The organism is Micromonospora matsumotoense (assembly GCF_900091525.1).
GTDB lineage: Bacteria > Actinomycetota > Actinomycetes > Mycobacteriales > Micromonosporaceae > Micromonospora > Micromonospora matsumotoensis.
In genome coordinates this window covers 90131-105355 of record NZ_FMCU01000012.1, presented here as the reverse complement: position 1 = coordinate 105355, position 15225 = coordinate 90131, and the positions used below count along the sequence as shown (strand labels likewise).

The following is a 15225-nucleotide window of genomic DNA, read 5'->3' as shown; positions in this document are numbered from 1 at the left end:
ACCGCCCTCCAGGCGTCGGAGATGGGGGTGGGGTTCGGTCAGTTGGGGGTGGTGTCGCGGGCGGGGAGGCGGACGGTTTCCACCGAGGGGGTGTCGCCGTCCAGGCCCGAGATCCAACCGGTGACGTCGCGGGCCACGTCCTGTGCGGTCAGGCGCAGGTCGGTGAGGATCTGCGCGCGGGTGCCGTGCGGGTGCCAGTCGGCCGGTACGCCCAGGTCGCGCAGCGGCACCCGGACGTCGGCGTCCCGCATCGCCTGGCCCAGCGCGTCGCCGACGCCGCCGATCCGGACGCCGTCCTCGACGGAGACCACCAGGCGGTGCCCGGCGGCCAGCTCGACCAGCTCGGCCGGCACCGGACGCACCCAGCGCGGGTCGACCACGGTGACGCCGTAGCCCTGCTCGGCGAGGCGGGACGCCACCTCCATGCCGAGTAGACCGAAGGAGCCCACCGCCACCAGCAGCACGTCGGTACGCGCCGACTCGGCCAGCACGTCGACCGGGCCGACCCGGCGGATCGCCGGCAGGTCGGCGGCGACGGTGCCGGTGGGGAACCGGACGATGGTGGGACCGTCGTCGACGGCGATCGCCTCCCGCAGCTCCTCGCGGAGGCTGGCCGAGTCGCGGGGCGCGGCGATGCGCAGGCCCGGCACCACCCCGAAGACCGACATGTCCCAGATGCCGTAGTGGCTCGGCCCGTCCGGCCCGGTGATGCCGGCCCGGTCCAGCACGAAGGTCACCGGCAGCTTGTGCATCGCCACGTCCAGCAGGACCTGGTCGAACGCGCGGTTGAGGAAGGTCGCGTAGACCGCCACCACCGGGTGCAGGCCGCCCATCGCCAGGCCGGCCGCGGAGGTGGCCGCGTGCTGCTCGGCGATGCCCACGTCGTACACCCGGTGGGGGTGCTTGCGGGCCAGGGTGGCGATGCCGGTGGGCTCGGCCATCGCGGCGGTGATCCCCACCACGTCGGGCCGCTCGTCGGCGATGGCGACCAACTCGTCGGCGAAGACCTGGGTCCACTTCACCGACGGGGCGGCGAGCAGCTTGCCGGTCTCGGCGTCGAAGGCGCCCGGACCGTGCAGGCAGTCCGCCTCGTCCTCCTCGGCCGGGCGGTAGCCGTAGCCCTTGCGGGTCACCGCGTGCACGATCACCGGGCCGCCGAAGTTCTTCGCCGCGCGTAGCGCCGACTCGACGGCGACGATGTCGTGCCCGTCGACCGGGCCGACGTACTTGATGCCGAGGTCCTCGAACATCGCCTGCGGGGCGACCGCGTCCTTGATGCCCTTCTTGACCGCGTGCAGCACCTCGTACATCGGCTTGCCGACGAACGGGGTGTTGCCGAGGGCGTCCTTGACCGTGTCGAGGACCTTCTCGTAGCCGGGGTTGAGCCGCAGCGACGACAGGTGGTCAGCGAGGCCGCCGATGGTCGGCGAGTAGGACCGGCCGTTGTCGTTGACCACGATCACCAGCCGGTTGCCGGAGGTGGCGATGTTGTTCAACGCCTCCCAGCACATGCCGCCGGTGAGCGCGCCGTCGCCGACCACGGCCACCACGCTGCGCTGCTCGCCGCGCAGGGCGTACGCCTTGGCCAGCCCGTCGGCATAGGACAGGGCGGTGGAGGCGTGCGAGTTCTCGATCAGGTCGTGCTCGCTCTCGGCCTGGCTGGGGTAGCCGGAGAGGCCACCGCGCTGGCGGAGCTTGTCGAAGCCGTCCTGCCGGCCGGTGAGGATCTTGTGTACGTACGACTGGTGGCCGGTGTCGAACAGGAGCCGGTCGCGCGGGGAGTCGAAGACCCGGTGCATGGCCAGGGTCAGCTCCACCACCCCCAGGTTGGGGCCGACGTGCCCACCGGTGCGGGAGACCTTGGCGATCAGGAAGTCACGGATCTCGGCGGCGAGGATGTCCAGCTGTTCGCCGGTCATCCGCTTCACGTCCTGCGGATCACGGACGGTGCCCAGCAGCCGACCGTGGTGGGCCGTGTCCTCATCAACGCTCATGACGAGAGAGTCTATCGGCCGCCGCCCACTACGCAGCCCGGCCGTGGATCACCGCAGGTGGGAGCCCGGGTCACCCGCTGAGGCAGCCAGCTCAGCCCCGCGCCCGCCCAGGGCTGGCCGGGCCGGACGGCCCGTTCAGTGCTGCACGACCAACCGGCGCGGCGGGACCTGCCCGGTCACCCGGTGCGGCGGCCCGGACGGGGTCCAGGAGCCCAGCACGGCGGCCCGTCGGGCGCCGGTCACCGAGGGCAGCGCGCCCGGCAGCCCGTGCCAGGACAGCCAGCCGAGCAGGGCAAACGCGTACGCCTCCCGGGCCTGGGCGGGCACCCCCAGTTCGTCGGTGGTGCGCAGCACCCAGCGATCGGCGGCGAGGGCAGCCAGTCGACCCCACAGGGTGGGGTTGCGCACCCCACCACCGGCCGCCACCACCTCGGTCACCCGGTGCCGCGCGCAGGCGGCGGCCACCGTCCGGGCGGTCAGCTCGGTCAGCGTGGCGAACACGTCGTCCGGGGCGACCGGCTCCCCCAGCCCCGCCAGCCGTTCGTCGAGGTAGCCGGGGTGGAACCGCTCCTTGCCGGTGGACTTGGGCGGTGCCGCCGCGTAGTAGGGCTCGGCGAGCAGCAGCGCCAGCAGTCCGGGGTGCACCCGGCCGGCCGCCGCCCTGGCCCCGTCGGTGTCGCAGGGTCGGCCGAGGAACCGGCGGGCCGCCGCGTCGAGCAGGGCGTTGGCCGGGCCCACGTCGTACCCGAGCACGGGTGCGTCCGGCGCGACCACGGTGAGGTTGGCGATGCCGCCCAGGTTGAGCGCCGCCCGTACCCCGCTGCCGGCCGACCCCCGGGGCCCGCCCCCACCGCCGGGTCGCCCGCCCGCACCACCGCCACCGTCGTGCTGCCGGCCCGCGTCGGGGTCGCCCGGGGCGAGCAGCAGGGCGTCGAAGGCGGGGACCAGCGGGGCGCCCTGCCCCCCGGCCGCGACGTCCGCCGACCGCAGGTCCGACAGCACGGGTACGCCCACCCGGGCGGCGACCCGGGCCGGCGCACCGAGCTGGAGGGTGCCGTGCGCGGTGCCCCCGTCGACCCAGTGGAAGACGGTCTGCCCGGGGGAGACGACCATGTCGGCGTGCCCGCCGGCCAGCGCGACGCCGAGCGCGGCGGCGTCGGCGAACACCGCGCCGAGGGCGTTGTCGAGCCGGCAGACCGCCTCGATCGTGGTCGGGTTCGGCGGCAGCACCGCCCCGATCCGCTCCCGCAGCTCCTCGTCGTAGCCCAGCTCCCGGTGCCCCAACGGACGCATCCGCAGGGTCTCCCCGACGGCGGTGAACTCGGCGGCGACCACGTCCACCCCGTCGTACGAGGTGCCCGACATCAGCCCGACGATCTTCATCGGGCCAGGTTAGTCAGCGCGACGGCGGCAGGAACAGGCCGATCAGTTCGACGTGCTGGGTCATCGGGAACAGGTCGAAGCCCCGCAGCGCGGCGAGCCGCCAGCCGGCCCGGGCGAAGGTGCGCACGTCCCGGGCGAAGGCGGCCGGGTCGCAGGCCACGTAGGCGATCGCCCGGGGACTGGCGGCGATCATGTCCCGGACCACCGCCGCGCCCGCACCGGTACGCGGCGGATCGAGCACCACCAGGTCGACCGGGCCGGTGACCCGACGGCGGGCCAGCGCGGTCTCCACCCGGGCGGCGACCACCTCGACCCGGGGCAGGTCGGCCAGGTTCCGCCGGGCGGCGGCGACCGCCTCGGCGGCGGACTCGACCATGGTGACCCGGGCGTCCGGGCCGACCCGGCCGGCGAGCGCGGCGGCGAACAGGCCGGCCCCGCCGTACAGGTCCCAGGCGGACTCGCCGGGCTGCGGGGCGAGCAGGTCGAGGACCGCGTCGACCAGGGTGTCGGCGGCAGCCGGGTGCACCTGCCAGAAGCCCCCGGCCGGCAGCGTCCAGTCCCGACCGGCAGCCACCTCCCGCACCGCCACCGACCCGTCGACCTCGACCGCCGCCGACCCGACCGGCCCGTCGACCTGGGCCGTCGGCCGGCCCGGCAGATCAGCCTCGACCACCACCGGCCCGCCCGCGATGTCAGCCTCGGCCACCACCGGCCCGCCCGGGACGTCGACAGCCGGCGGCGGGCCGGAGAGGTCGACCCGGGTGCGCACGCCGTCGGCCAGGGCGGTGACGACGACGTCCCCGCCGGTCGAGGCGACTGCCTCCACCGCATCGGCCGTCGGCCAGTGCCGACCGAGCACCGGCAGCTGCTGGATCGCCGGGTGGGCGATCAGGCAGCGGTCGATCGGCACCACCTCGTGCGAGCGGTGCTTGAGCAGCCCCGCCCGGCCGGCGGCGTCGACCGCGTAGCGGACCCGGGACCGCCAGCCCAGCGGTCCCCCGGGCAACGGCTCGACCGTGACCCGCAACGCGTCGATCTCGGCATCGGTGAGCCCACCCAGGCGGGTGAGCTGCTCGCGGACCACGGCCCTCTTCCAGCCGAGCTGGGCGGCCGGGGCGACGTGCTGGAGGTCGCAGCCGCCGCAACCACCCGGCCGGGCGTACGGGCAGGGCGGGGTGACCCGCTCCGGTGCCGCCTCGACGATCTCGACGGCGTCGGCACGGGCGAAGCCCCGGTGCAGCTCGGTCACCTCGGCGACCACCCGCTCGCCGGGCAGCGCGTGCCGGACGAAGACCACCTGGCCGTCGACCCGGGCCACGCAGTGCCCCCCGGGGGCGACCGCGTCGACGGTCAACTCGACCCGCTCGGCCTCCTCCAACCCGGGGCCCCGCTCCTGCCCGGAACCACCGGACGGACCAGCCGACCGGACCGCATCGGACCCGACCGCATCAGACCGGACCGCGTCGGGCCGAGCCGCGTCAGACCGGGTCGAGGCCGATCGGGGCGCGTCAGACCGGGTCGAGGCCGATCGGGGCGCGTCGGACCGGGCCGGGGCGGGGCGGTCGGTGGTGACGGGGCGGGCGGGGCCGGGGCGGGCGGTCACGGGCGGTCTCCGGTCGACGGGCCGGGCTCGCCCGGCGGGGCGGCGGCCACCGGCGGGACGGGCGGCGGCAGGGTGCTGTGCGGCGCGACCCGGGGCCCCCGGGCGGGGGTACGACTCAGCGTCTCGTCCAGCCGGTCGAGGTTCTTGGTCGCCGTGGAGGCCAACTGCCAGGGCACGCTGGTCACCATCACGCCCGGCTCGAAGAGCAGCCGACCCTTGAGCCGCAGCGCGCTCTGGTTGTGCAGCAGGTTCTCCCACCAGTGGCCGACGACGTACTCGGGGATGAAGACGGTGACCACGTCGCGGGGCGACTCCCGGCGGGTGTTGGCCACGAAGCTCAGGATCGGCCGGGTGATCTCCCGGTACGGCGAGTCGACCACGGTCAGCGGCACCGGCACCTCGCGCCGCTCCCACTCCTGCTGGAGCTGCCGGGTGTCCTTCTCGTCCACGTTGACGGTGACCGCGGTCAGCGTGTCCGGCCGGGTGGCGCGGGCGTACGCGATGGCCCGCAGGGTCGGTTGGTGCAGCTTGCTGACCAGCACGATGGCGTGGTTGCGGGCGGGCAGCACGCCGCGTATCTCGGTGGGTTCCAGCTCGGCGGCGATCCGGTCGTAGTGCCGGCGGATGGCCAGCATCAGCACGTAGATCACCGCCATCGCGGCGATGGCGATCCACGCGCCGAGCAGGAACTTGGTGAGCAGCACGATGACCAGGACGGTGCCGGTCATCGCCATGCCGAACGCGTTGATCGCCCGGGAGCGGAACATCCGGCGGCGGGCCTCCGGGTCCCGCTCGTGGCGCAGGTGCCGGTTCCAGTGCCGGATCATCCCGGCCTGGGAGAGCGTGAACGAGACGAAGACGCCGACGATGTAGAGCTGGATCAGCCGGGTCACCTCGGCCTGGAAGCCGACGATCAGCACGATCGCGAAGACGGCGAGGAAGACGATGCCGTTGGAGAAGGCCAGCCGGTCGCCCCGGGTGTGCAGCTGCCGGGGCAGGTAGCGGTCCTGGGCGAGGATCGAGCCGAGCACCGGGAACCCGTTGAACGCGGTGTTCGCGGCCAGGAAGAGGATCAGCGCGGTCATCCCGGCGACCACGTAGAGCAGCACCGACCCGCCGCCGAAGACCGTCTCGCCGAGCTGGGTGGTGACGGTCTTCTGCACGTACCCGTCGGGGCCGGAGAGGATCTGCGTCTGTGGGTCCTCGACGAACTGGAGGCCGGTCAGCCGGGCCAGCCAGATGATGCCGACCAACATGGTGACCGAGATGGTGCCGAGCAGCAGCAGCGTGGTGGCCGCGTTGCGGCTCTTCGGGGCCTTGAACGCCGGCACCCCGTTGGAGATCGCCTCGACCCCGGTCAGCGCCGCGCAGCCGGAGGAGAAGGTACGCAGCAGCAGGAAGACCAGCGCGAAACCGGCGACGCTGTGCTCGGCCTGGATCTCCAGCCCGGCGCTGGGGGCGCGCAGGTCGTCGCCGAGGACGAAGTACCGGACCAGCCCGGTGAGGATCATCCCGCCCATGACGATCACGAAGCCGTACGTCGGGATGGCGAACGCGGTGCCGGACTCGCGCAGCCCGCGCAGGTTCATCGCGGTGAGCAACACCACCGCGGTGACCGCGACCAGCACCTTGTGGGTGGCCACGAAGGGCACCACCGAGCCGAGGTTGGCCACCCCGGAGGAGACCGACACCGCGACGGTGAGCACGTAGTCGACCAGCAGCGCGCTGCCCACCGCCAGCCCCGCCCGGGGGCCCAGGTTGGCCGTGGCGACCTCGTAGTCACCGCCGCCGGAGGGGTAGGCGTGCACGTTCTGCCGGTAGCTGGCCACCACGGTCAGCATGACCACGACCACCGCGAGGGCGATCCAGGGGGAGAACAGGAAGGCCGACGCCCCGGCGATGGACAGGGTCAGCAGGATCTCGTCCGGGGCGTACGCGACGCTGGACAGCGCGTCGGAGGCGAAGACCGGCAGGGCGATGCGCTTGGGCAGCAGGGTGTGCTGGAGCCGGTCGGACCGGAACGGTCGACCGACGAGGAGTCGCTTCAGCAGCGAGGTGGGACTGGCCACAAGCGCTAAGGGTACGACCACCGGATGGTGGTCGCCGGGGGGTGCCTGATCCCGTTCCCACGCCCCGGCGCGGTACGGTTCGGTCCCCCGTCGGCCGGGTGGACGTGGCAGGCTCGCAGACGACAGTCGCCAGGACGCAGGCGCACCTTGGGAGGGACACCGTGCACGTCGTGATCATGGGCTGTGGGCGGGTCGGCTCGACGCTGGCCCACAGCCTGGAGTCCCGGGGGCACTCGGTGGCGGTGATCGACCAGGACGCCGACGCGTTCCGCCGCCTCGGCCCCGACTTCGCCGGGATCATCGTCACCGGCGCCGGCTTCGACGGCGAGGTGCTGCGCCAGGCCGGTATCGAGCGGGCGGACGCCTTCGCCGCCGTCTCCAGCGGCGACAACTCCAACATCATCTCGGCCCGGCTGGCCCGCGAGACGTTCGGCGTCTCCCGGGTCGCGGCCCGCATCTACGACCAGCGCCGGGCCCAGGTCTACGAGCGGCTCGGCATCCCCACCGTCGCCACCGTCCGCTGGACGGCCGACCGGATGCTGCGCCACCTGGTCCCCGAGGGCAACGTGGAGATCTTCCGGGACCCGACCAGCACCGTGTCGATCATCGAGGTGCCGGTGCACAAGGACTGGATCGGTCGGCCGCTGCGCCAACTGGAGGAGACGGCGGGGACCCGGGTGGCGTACCTGACCCGGTTCGGCATCGGCATGCTGCCCACCGCCTCCAGCGTCGTACAGGAGGGTGACCAGCTCTACGTGCTGGTCACCGACGACATCGCCGCCTCGGTCACCGCGGTGGCCGCGACGCCGCCCGAAGGAGGGCACTGAGCCATGCGGATCGCCATCGCGGGCGCCGGCAACGTGGGCCGGTCGATCGCCCAGGAGTTGATCGACAACGGCCACCAGGTGATGCTGATCGAACGGCAGCCGCGGATGCTGCGCCCGGACCGGGTGCCCACCGCCGACTGGGTGCTGGCCGACGCCTGCGAGCTGGCCAGCCTGGAGGAGGCGAACGTCGCGGGCTGCGACGTGGTGGTCGCCGCCACCGGCGACGACAAGGTCAACCTGGTGGTGTCCCTGCTGGCCAAGACCGAGTTCGCGGTGCCCCGGGTGGTGGCCCGGGTCAACCGGGCCGAGAACGAGTGGCTCTTCAACGAGCAGTGGGGCGTCGACGTGGCGGTCAGCAAGCCCCGGGTGATGGCCGCGCTGGTCGAGGAGGCGGTCACCGTCGGCGACCTGGTCCGGTTGATGACCTTCCGGCAGGGCGAGGCGAACCTGGTGGAGATCACCCTGCCGCCGACCGCGCCCTACGTCGGCCAGCCGATCCACGCCGTGCCGCTCCCCCGGGACGCCGCGCTGGTGGCGATCCTGCGCGGCAAGCGGGTGCTGGTGCCCAGCCCCGACGACCCGATAGAGGCCGGCGACGAGCTGATCTTCGTGTGCACCGCCCAGGTGGAGGACGACGTGCGCGCGGTGATCCTCGGCCCGGACAGCGTGGAACGGACCCGGGGCGCGGCCTGAGCCGCCGGCGGCGCCGGGGGCCAGCTCAGGCGTCCCGCAGCCGAACGGACGGAGGATGCTCCGGCTCAGCCGCCGGGCAGCGGCTGGGGGGCGGATTCCCGGGTCACCCGACGCACCGTCCAGACCGTGATCAGCAGCAGCAGCGCGTACGGCGGGTAGCCGAGGGCGAGCCGGGCCACCCCCAGGGCGGTGTCCTGGTGGGCCAGGTAGAGCCCGGCCTGCACCCCGACCTTGGCCAGCCACACCACGCCCCAGAGCACGGTGAGCTGGGTGAAGGTGCGCACCAGCCGGGGATCGTCGCGCCACTCGGAGCGCCCCTTGGCCACCAGCACCGACCAGATCCACCCCACCAGGGGCTGCCGGATCGCCGCGGAGAGCAGCAGGGCGATGCCGTAGCCGATGCCGTAGAGGATGCCCGGGAGGTAGAAGTCCCGTTCGTCCCCGGTACGCCAGGCGATGGCCGCCCCGATCCCGACGCCGAAGAGCCCGTTGACGGCGTGCCGGACCGGGCGGCGCTGGACCAGCCGGACCACCGCGATCAGCAGCGCCACCCCGATCGAGGCGATCACCGCCGGCCGCAGCTCCCCGACCACGTTGGCCAGCACGAAGACCACCACCGGGATGCTGGACTCGACCAGCCCGCGCCAGCCGCCCAACTGGTCGGCCATCTGCTCGGCGAGGCTGGGCAGCTGTTCGTCGTCCGCCGGGGTGGTCTGCGGCTCGGTGGCCGGGGGCTGTCCCGTCGTCACTTCGGCGACTCCAGCTCGTAGTACGGGTTGTAGATGACCTTGCGGTCGTCCCGGACGGACACCCGGCCCCGGGCGGTGAGGTGCCGGCCCGGCTCGATGCCGACGATGTGCCGTCGACCCAACCAGACCAGGGTGACCACGTCACTGCCGTCGTAGAGGTCGGCCTCCAGGGTGGGCAGGTTGGTACGCGGCGTGTAGACCACCGTGCGGAGCCGCCCGGCGACCGAGACCACCTGCCCCCGCATGCACTGACGGGCCAGCACGCCACCGGACTCGGCGCTCTCCCGGCGTAGCTCCTGTGCCTCGATCTCGGCCTCGCTGGCGGTGAACCGGCGCAGGATGCCCCGGAGCGACATCCGGCTCTCGTCGGTCGACATGACCTCCGCGTCACCTCTCCACGCTGACCGGTCGGCACCGGCGCTGCCCCGACCCCGGAGCGGGACCGTGCCGCCAGCGTACGCCGATCGGCCCCCGACGGCGTCGGTGCGGTGAGCCCGTCCCGGCCGACGCCCGACCCGCCCGGCCGGAGGCCACCCGGCCCGACGTCCCGCCGCCACCGCCCGGCCCGGGGTGTCCCCGGCCGCAACCCCGACGAGGGTGCCGACGGACCCCCTGCCGGTACGCCACCACCACCGGACAGCGGTCCGGGCCGGACGCGGCCACCTCGGGTGGCGACGTCCGGCCCGGACCGCGTCGGTCAGGTCTCGCGCGGGGCGGTCGCCGCGGCGTCGCCGCCCTCGACCTGGTCGGCCATCTCCCGGGGCAGCCGCAGCGGCAGCGGCTCGCGGACCGGTTTCGCCTCCTGCCCCCGGTCGACCACCAGGCCGTCCAGGCAGGTGGCGAGCGGGCCGGCCGCGGCCGGGTCGGTGGCGACGGCACCCTGGTAGACGCCCCGCACCATCCAGCGCGGCCCGTCGATGCCGACGAAGCGCAGGTCGGTCGGTCCGTCCGGGGTATTCACCCGGGCGTGCAGCTCGATGCCGTACTCGCCCTGGGCCTCCTGGGCGGTGGCGCCGTCGCCGATCAGCGACTGCCGGATCTCCTCACGCACCTCGTCCCAGATGCCCTCGGAGCGGGGCGCGGCGAAGACACCGAGCTGGAGGGCGTTGTCCCCGTGCACCAGCACCACCTGCTGCACGACGCCCTGGGGGTCGGCCTGCACCCGCACCTCGACCCCGGACACCGCCGGGATGTGCAGGCTGCCCAGGTCGAGGCGCTGCACGTCGTCCGGTGCCTCGGCGAGGTCGTACGGGCCACGGGCCGGGCCCGCCGCCTCGGACGAGTCGAGGACGTCGGCCCGCTGGTCACGGGCGTGCCGCCCACCGTCGGCCCGCTTTCGGGAGAAGATCACTGCGCCCACCCTCCGCTGTTCGCACTCACCCTGCCACCTCTTCCGTCCGTTTGCCCGCCCGGTCGGCGCCCTCAGGCCCGGTCGGGCCACCGGGCGGGGGCACGAGCCCGGCGTGGCCGCCGGTCGACCCGTGTCCGCCGGTCCCCCGTCGGGACCCGGGCAGCACCGCCACCGGTTGGAAATCGGCCCGCTCCACCCGCTGGACAACGAGTTGCGCGATGCGATCGCCACGGGAGATCTTCGCCGGTGCGTCCCGATCATGGTTGATCAGGTTGACCAGGATCTCACCCCGGTAGCCGGCGTCGACCGTACCGGGCGCGTTGAGCACCGTCACGCCGAGCCTGGCGGCCAGCCCGGAGCGCGGGTGGACCAGGCCGACGTAGCCCTCCGGCAGGGCCAGCGCCACGCCGGTGGGGACCAGGGCCCGGCCGCCGGGGGGCAGCTCGACGTCCGCGGCGGCCACCAGGTCGGCCCCGGCGTCACCGGGATGGGCGTACGCGGGCAGCGGCAGCTCCGGGTCGAGCTGCCGCACGGGCACGGGTACGACGTGGGTCACGATCTGCCTCTTCCGTCGGCGTTCACGGGGTGCCCCTGCCATCCTGCCGGGTCGTCCGGCCGTCGTGTTCCGTACCCTTCGAGTGTGAGCCTGTCGCCTTCCCCGTCGTCGCCGACGCCGCGCGTCGCGGCCGTCCCGGCGTACTCCGAGCGGCTCGGTCTGCCGTGGTGGTGCTGGCTGGCCGGGCTCGCCCTGGCCGGGCTCGCCGCCGCCGAGCTGTGGATGGGCGCCGAGGGGGTGCGGGCCTGGCTGCCCTTCGTGCTGCTGCTGCCGGCCGTCCTGGCCGGGCTGTGGTGGCTGGGCCGGGTCCGGGTCGCGGTCGACGGCGGTGAGCTGCGGGTCGACGACGCCCACCTGCCCGTGCGGTACGTCGCCGACGCCGTCCCGCTCGACGCCGAGGGCCGGCGCGAGGCGCTCGGGGTGGGCGCGGACCCGTTGGCCTTCGTGGTGCAGCGGCCGTGGATCGGCGGCGCGGTGCAGGTGGTGCTCGACGATCCGGCGGACCCGACCCCGTTCTGGGTGGTGAGTTCCCGCCGGCCGACCGAGCTGGCCGCCGCGCTGCTGGCCGCCCGCGACGCGGCCTGAACCAGCCCCGACCTGAACCAGCCCGGCCTGAACGCGCCCGGTCAGGGCAGCCCGGTCAGGGCAGCGCGGGTCGGCCGCCGGGGGGCAGCTCCCGGCGTTGCTTGCGCAGGTCGCGGCGGAGCTGATCGGCCAGCGACCGGGTGGCCCGGCGGTTGAGGTAGCTGGCGACGGCGGCCCCGGTGAGGAACGGACCCAGCGTGGTCAGATTGCGGCCGAAGCGCTTGAGCAGGGTGTCGCGTAGTTCCTTGCGGGCGGCGGTGCCGAGCACCGCGCCCACCCCGACGCCCGGCATCATCGGGTTGACTCCCCGCTGGCTGGCCCAGGACTGGACCAGGGCGACGGTCCGGGGGGTCCCGCCGGTAGGCAGCGGCGCGCCGTAGATCTCGTGCAGCTCGCCGATCAGCTTCAGCTCGATCGACACCACGGCCACCGTCTCGGCGGCCAGCAGCACCGGGGCGGAGAGCAGGGTCGGGGCGACGACCCACTCCACCGCGGCGACGCCGCCACCGGCCGCACCCACCCCGGCGGTGGCCCGGGTGGCGTTGCGGACGAGCCGGTCGGCGAGTGCCTCGTCGTCCAGGCCGGGGAAGTGCCGCCGCAGGGTGGCCAGGTCCCGGACCGGGATGTGCGGCGCGACGTCGGCGACCGTGTCGGCCATCCAGCGCAGCGCCGCCCTCGGCTTGAACAGGTCGGCGAGCCCCCGGCTGCGGGCCTGACCGACCAGCCGGGTGAGCAGTTGCCGACGCCGGGCGGGCGCGATGTCGTCGGCGGTCAGCGCCGCCACCGTCGCACCCAGCTCGTCGCCGGCCCGGGCAGCAGCCGGATCACCCCCGGAGGCCCCGTTCCCGGGTATGGCGACGGGCGGCCCGGCATCGGACAGCGGACCGTCCGGGTCGGACTCGCCGTGCCGCTCGCCGTGCTCGTTCATCCGCCTGCCCTCCCGAGGTTCCCACCGGTGGTGGTGGACGCCTACACGAGTCAAGCAGCAACCCGCCGTATGCGCACGGCGGCTCGGGCAGCGGCGGCCCCGCAAGGAGGCCGCCGCCGGTGTGGTGGGTACTCAGACGCACTCACGGCAGATCAGGTCGCCGTTGCGCTCGACTGCCAACTGGCTGCGGTGGTGCACCAGGAAGCAGCGTCCGCATCGGAACTCGTCCTGCTGCATCGGGAGGACCTTCACGGTCAGCTCCTCGTCGGCCAGGTCGGCGCCGGGCAGCTCAAAGCTCTCGGCCACCTCGGCCTCGTCGACGTCCACGGCGCCCGACTGTGAGTCGACCCGCCGGGCCTTGAGCTCTTCCAGGCTGTCCTCGCCGAGGTCGACCTCGTCGCGACGCGGGGCGTCGTAGTCGGTGGCCATCGGTTTCACTCTCCCATATCGATGTTGTCGCTTCCGGTTGTAACGCCGGGCGACGCTGTTTCGGTTCCCACTGGCCGGCCACCAATGTGTGTCGGTCGCCCCACCCGACGGCCTCTGGATCGAGGCCTCCGGGGCAAGCCCCGACGAGCGCGGTACCTTACCCCCTCCCAGGCGAGGCATGTATACCGCCCTCGCGGCTGAGATGTACGCCCCAGCACCCCAAGATGTTCCCAATGTGACTCAGGCGACACGAAGATAGGGGTAGTAGTACCCCGTTCCCGGTTGGCGCGCCGGCATGTCGGACTGTTTCCACGCGACTGCCGGACAACCGTTAACCTCAGCGGCGTACTCGACGGCCGACGACGCTGCCCGCCGCCGACGTTCGCCGCCACCACCCACTGTCCGGGAGCACCCAGATGAGCTTTGCGCGAGTGCGAGCACTCGTTGTCGTCGGCCTGCTGGCGGCCGTCGCCCTGGTCTTCGTCGTCGTCGCCGTGGTCCGCGACACCCAGGGCAGCGGGGCCAGCGCCAGGGGTTGCCCCGAGGGCTGGCCGCTGGCCGACCTGTCCCTGCGCACCTACAAGGATGTCAAGATCAACATCCTGAACGGCACCAGCGAGCCGGGCCTGGCCAGCAGCGTGGGCGACGACTTCCGGAACCGGAAGTTCCAGGTCAAGAAAGAGGGCAACGCCGCGCACTTCGACGGTGTCGCCCTCCTGCGCTTCGGCCCCAAGGGCGTCGGCTCCGCGCACCTGCTGCGGGCCTTCTTCCTCAACAACGCCGAACGGGACTACGACGCGAAGCGCCAGGACGACACGGTCGACGTGGTGCTGGGCGACGGCTTCCAGCAACTGGCCACCACCACCGAGGTCAACCAGTCCCTCGGCGACCTGGGCGCACCGACCGCACCCGAGGGCTCCTGCCCGATGCCGGTCGAGAACAAGTAACCGGCTGCCGGTCGCGGGACGCGTACCCGCCCGGTGGTCGCGGGACGGCTCACCGTCCAGCCGGGTCGGATGCCGGAACGCCCCGGGTCGGCGGCTCCGGCCCCGCACCGGGACCGCCCGACGAACAGTCACCCAGGCGACCCTCCCGGCGGCGGGATCGGACCGGGGCTCGACGCGGCGTCGACGCCCACCGTCCAGGCCGGGTCGCACCGCCACCGCCGGACCGGCCGGGTTCAGGGCCCGCCGGAGGCGTCCAGGGCGGCCAACCGGGTGTGCAGCGGCGTGAACAGCGCTGGAGGGGCCGCGATGACCAGGTCGGGGCCGGGCGGTTCGCCGTTCAGCCCGGTCACCCGTAGCCCGGCCTCCGCAGCGACCAGCCCACCGGCGGCCAGGTCCCAGGCGGCCAGCCCCTTCTCGTAGTAGGCGTCCACCCGCCCCTCGGCGGCCAGGCAGAGGTCCAGCGCCGCCGCCCCCATCCGCCGGATGTCCCGGACGTCCCCGATCAGCTCGGCGACCACCCGGGCCTGGTGCAGGCGACGGCCGGAGTCGTAGCCGAAGCCGGTGGCGACCAGCGCCTGCCCCAGGTCGGTCTCGGCGGAGCAGCGCACCCGTGCACCGTCGCGCCAGGCGCCGCCGCCCACGGTGGCGGTCCACTCCTCGCCGGTCGACACGTTGCGGACCACCCCGGCGACCACCTCGCCGTCCACCTCGGCGGCGAGCGACACCGCGCAGTACGGCAGCCCGTACAGGTAGTTCACCGTGCCGTCGATCGGATCGACGATCCAGCGCACCCCACCTGCCCGGACCGCCCCGGCCTCCGCGCCGCCGTACTCCTCACCGAGCACCACGTCGTCCGGACGGGCCGCGCGCAGGGCCTCGCGGACCTGTCGCTCCACCGCCCGGTCGGCGGCGGTGACCACGTCGGTGGCGGTGCTCTTGGTGGCCGCGACCGAGACCCCCTCGGCCCGCATCCTGGCCGCGGTCGTGGCGGCGTCCCGGGCCACCTTGATCGCGATCTCCAGCAGGTTCTGCGGTGTCGGCGTCGAACCGGTCATCGAAACTGCCCCTTTCGCGCCGCGATACGGGCACCGGACGCACCAGCGGAGACCCG

Annotated in this window: 15 protein-coding genes; 4 read left to right on the top strand and 11 right to left on the bottom strand. The window is 73.9% G+C overall.

From position 1 onward, the window contains the following. Window positions 1–38 precede the first annotated feature (38 nt). The 4 genes from dxs to GA0070216_RS22360 form a co-directional block, all read right to left on the bottom strand. Window positions 39–1994 carry a 1-deoxy-D-xylulose-5-phosphate synthase gene (dxs, locus tag GA0070216_RS22375; RefSeq protein ID WP_091249645.1) on the bottom strand — a complete coding sequence of 652 codons (1956 nt, stop codon included), beginning with the start codon at window positions 1992–1994 and terminating at the stop codon, window positions 39–41. A gap of 135 nt (window positions 1995–2129) precedes the next feature. Next, window positions 2130–3377, bottom strand: a complete 1248-nt coding sequence (locus GA0070216_RS22370; protein WP_091249642.1) for an anhydro-N-acetylmuramic acid kinase — start codon at window positions 3375–3377, stop codon at window positions 2130–2132. Between the two features lie 13 nt (window positions 3378–3390). After that, window positions 3391–4755, bottom strand: coding sequence for a class I SAM-dependent RNA methyltransferase (locus GA0070216_RS22365; protein ID WP_091249866.1), 1365 nt, complete (start codon window positions 4753–4755; stop codon window positions 3391–3393). A gap of 221 nt (window positions 4756–4976) precedes the next feature. Beyond that, window positions 4977–7049 (bottom strand): APC family permease, encoded by a 2073-nt coding sequence (locus tag GA0070216_RS22360; protein ID WP_091249640.1) that lies wholly within the window; start codon window positions 7047–7049, stop codon window positions 4977–4979. Between the two features lie 161 nt (window positions 7050–7210). Between GA0070216_RS22360 and GA0070216_RS22355 the strand changes: the two genes are divergently transcribed. Together GA0070216_RS22355 and GA0070216_RS22350 are read left to right on the top strand one after the other, a co-directional pair. Continuing rightward, the gene (locus GA0070216_RS22355) at window positions 7211–7876 is read left to right on the top strand and encodes a potassium channel family protein (protein WP_091249637.1); all 666 of its coding nucleotides are present in this window, start codon (window positions 7211–7213) and stop codon (window positions 7874–7876) included. Between the two features lie 3 nt (window positions 7877–7879). Further along, window positions 7880–8569, top strand: a complete 690-nt coding sequence (locus GA0070216_RS22350; protein WP_091249633.1) for a potassium channel family protein — start codon at window positions 7880–7882, stop codon at window positions 8567–8569. A 65-nt stretch (window positions 8570–8634) separates the two neighbouring features. On the opposite strand, the gene GA0070216_RS22345 is transcribed toward GA0070216_RS22350, so the two are convergent. The 4 genes from GA0070216_RS22345 to dut all read right to left on the bottom strand — a co-directional run bounded on the left by GA0070216_RS22345 (window position 8635) and on the right by dut (window position 11267). After that, on the bottom strand, window positions 8635–9318 hold the full coding sequence (locus tag GA0070216_RS22345) for a DUF3159 domain-containing protein (RefSeq protein ID WP_091249629.1): 684 nt from the start codon (window positions 9316–9318) through the stop codon (window positions 8635–8637). Further along, a complete protein-coding gene (locus GA0070216_RS22340) occupies window positions 9315–9695 on the bottom strand; it encodes an OB-fold nucleic acid binding domain-containing protein (protein ID WP_091249626.1) in 381 nt (126 codons plus the stop codon). Before GA0070216_RS22340 ends, GA0070216_RS22345 begins: the two co-directional genes overlap by 4 nt. Before the next feature lie 320 nt (window positions 9696–10015). Then, on the bottom strand, window positions 10016–10669 hold the full coding sequence (locus GA0070216_RS22335; RefSeq protein ID WP_091249623.1) for a DUF3710 domain-containing protein: 654 nt from the start codon (window positions 10667–10669) through the stop codon (window positions 10016–10018). A gap of 25 nt (window positions 10670–10694) precedes the next feature. Beyond that, the gene (gene dut, locus GA0070216_RS22330; protein ID WP_245722644.1) at window positions 10695–11267 is read right to left on the bottom strand and encodes a dUTP diphosphatase; all 573 of its coding nucleotides are present in this window, start codon (window positions 11265–11267) and stop codon (window positions 10695–10697) included. A 42-nt stretch (window positions 11268–11309) separates the two neighbouring features. Between dut and GA0070216_RS22325 the strand changes: the two genes are divergently transcribed. After that, window positions 11310–11810 carry a DUF3093 domain-containing protein gene (locus GA0070216_RS22325; protein ID WP_091249613.1) on the top strand — a complete coding sequence of 167 codons (501 nt, stop codon included), beginning with the start codon at window positions 11310–11312 and terminating at the stop codon, window positions 11808–11810. Between the two features lie 55 nt (window positions 11811–11865). On the opposite strand, the gene GA0070216_RS22320 is transcribed toward GA0070216_RS22325, so the two are convergent. After that, complete coding sequence (locus GA0070216_RS22320; RefSeq protein WP_245722643.1) at window positions 11866–12738, bottom strand: hypothetical protein; 873 nt, start codon at window positions 12736–12738, stop codon at window positions 11866–11868. Window positions 12739–12870: 132 nt separating this feature from the next. After that, window positions 12871–13167: a DUF4193 domain-containing protein gene (locus GA0070216_RS22315; RefSeq protein WP_067315205.1), complete on the bottom strand. Its 297-nt coding sequence runs from the start codon at window positions 13165–13167 to the stop codon at window positions 12871–12873. 431 nt (window positions 13168–13598) lie between these two features. On the opposite strand from GA0070216_RS22315, the gene GA0070216_RS22310 reads away from it, so the two are divergent. Continuing rightward, window positions 13599–14114 (top strand): LytR C-terminal domain-containing protein, encoded by a 516-nt coding sequence (locus GA0070216_RS22310; RefSeq protein ID WP_176739084.1) that lies wholly within the window; start codon window positions 13599–13601, stop codon window positions 14112–14114. 233 nt (window positions 14115–14347) lie between these two features. Here the strand turns inward: GA0070216_RS22310 and GA0070216_RS22305 are convergent, their stop codons facing one another. Beyond that, a complete protein-coding gene (locus GA0070216_RS22305; protein WP_091249606.1) occupies window positions 14348–15169 on the bottom strand; it encodes an inositol monophosphatase family protein in 822 nt (273 codons plus the stop codon). Window positions 15170–15225: the final 56 nt, after the last annotated feature.

Bases quoted from the DNA above. Each gene is read 5' to 3' on its own strand.
- dxs (WP_091249645.1), bottom strand. From the start codon at position 1,994: ATGAGCGTTGATGAGGACACGGCCCACCACGGTCGGCTGCTGGGCACC.
- GA0070216_RS22370 (WP_091249642.1), bottom strand. From the start codon at position 3,377: ATGAAGATCGTCGGGCTGATGTCGGGCACCTCGTACGACGGGGTGGAC.
- GA0070216_RS22350 (WP_091249633.1), top strand. From the start codon at position 7,880: ATGCGGATCGCCATCGCGGGCGCCGGCAACGTGGGCCGGTCGATCGCC.
- GA0070216_RS22340 (WP_091249626.1), bottom strand. From the start codon at position 9,695: ATGTCGACCGACGAGAGCCGGATGTCGCTCCGGGGCATCCTGCGCCGG.
- dut (WP_245722644.1), bottom strand. From the start codon at position 11,267: ATGGCAGGGGCACCCCGTGAACGCCGACGGAAGAGGCAGATCGTGACC.
- GA0070216_RS22320 (WP_245722643.1), bottom strand. From the start codon at position 12,738: ATGAACGAGCACGGCGAGCGGCACGGCGAGTCCGACCCGGACGGTCCG.
- GA0070216_RS22315 (WP_067315205.1), bottom strand. From the start codon at position 13,167: ATGGCCACCGACTACGACGCCCCGCGTCGCGACGAGGTCGACCTCGGC.
- GA0070216_RS22305 (WP_091249606.1), bottom strand. From the start codon at position 15,169: ATGACCGGTTCGACGCCGACACCGCAGAACCTGCTGGAGATCGCGATC.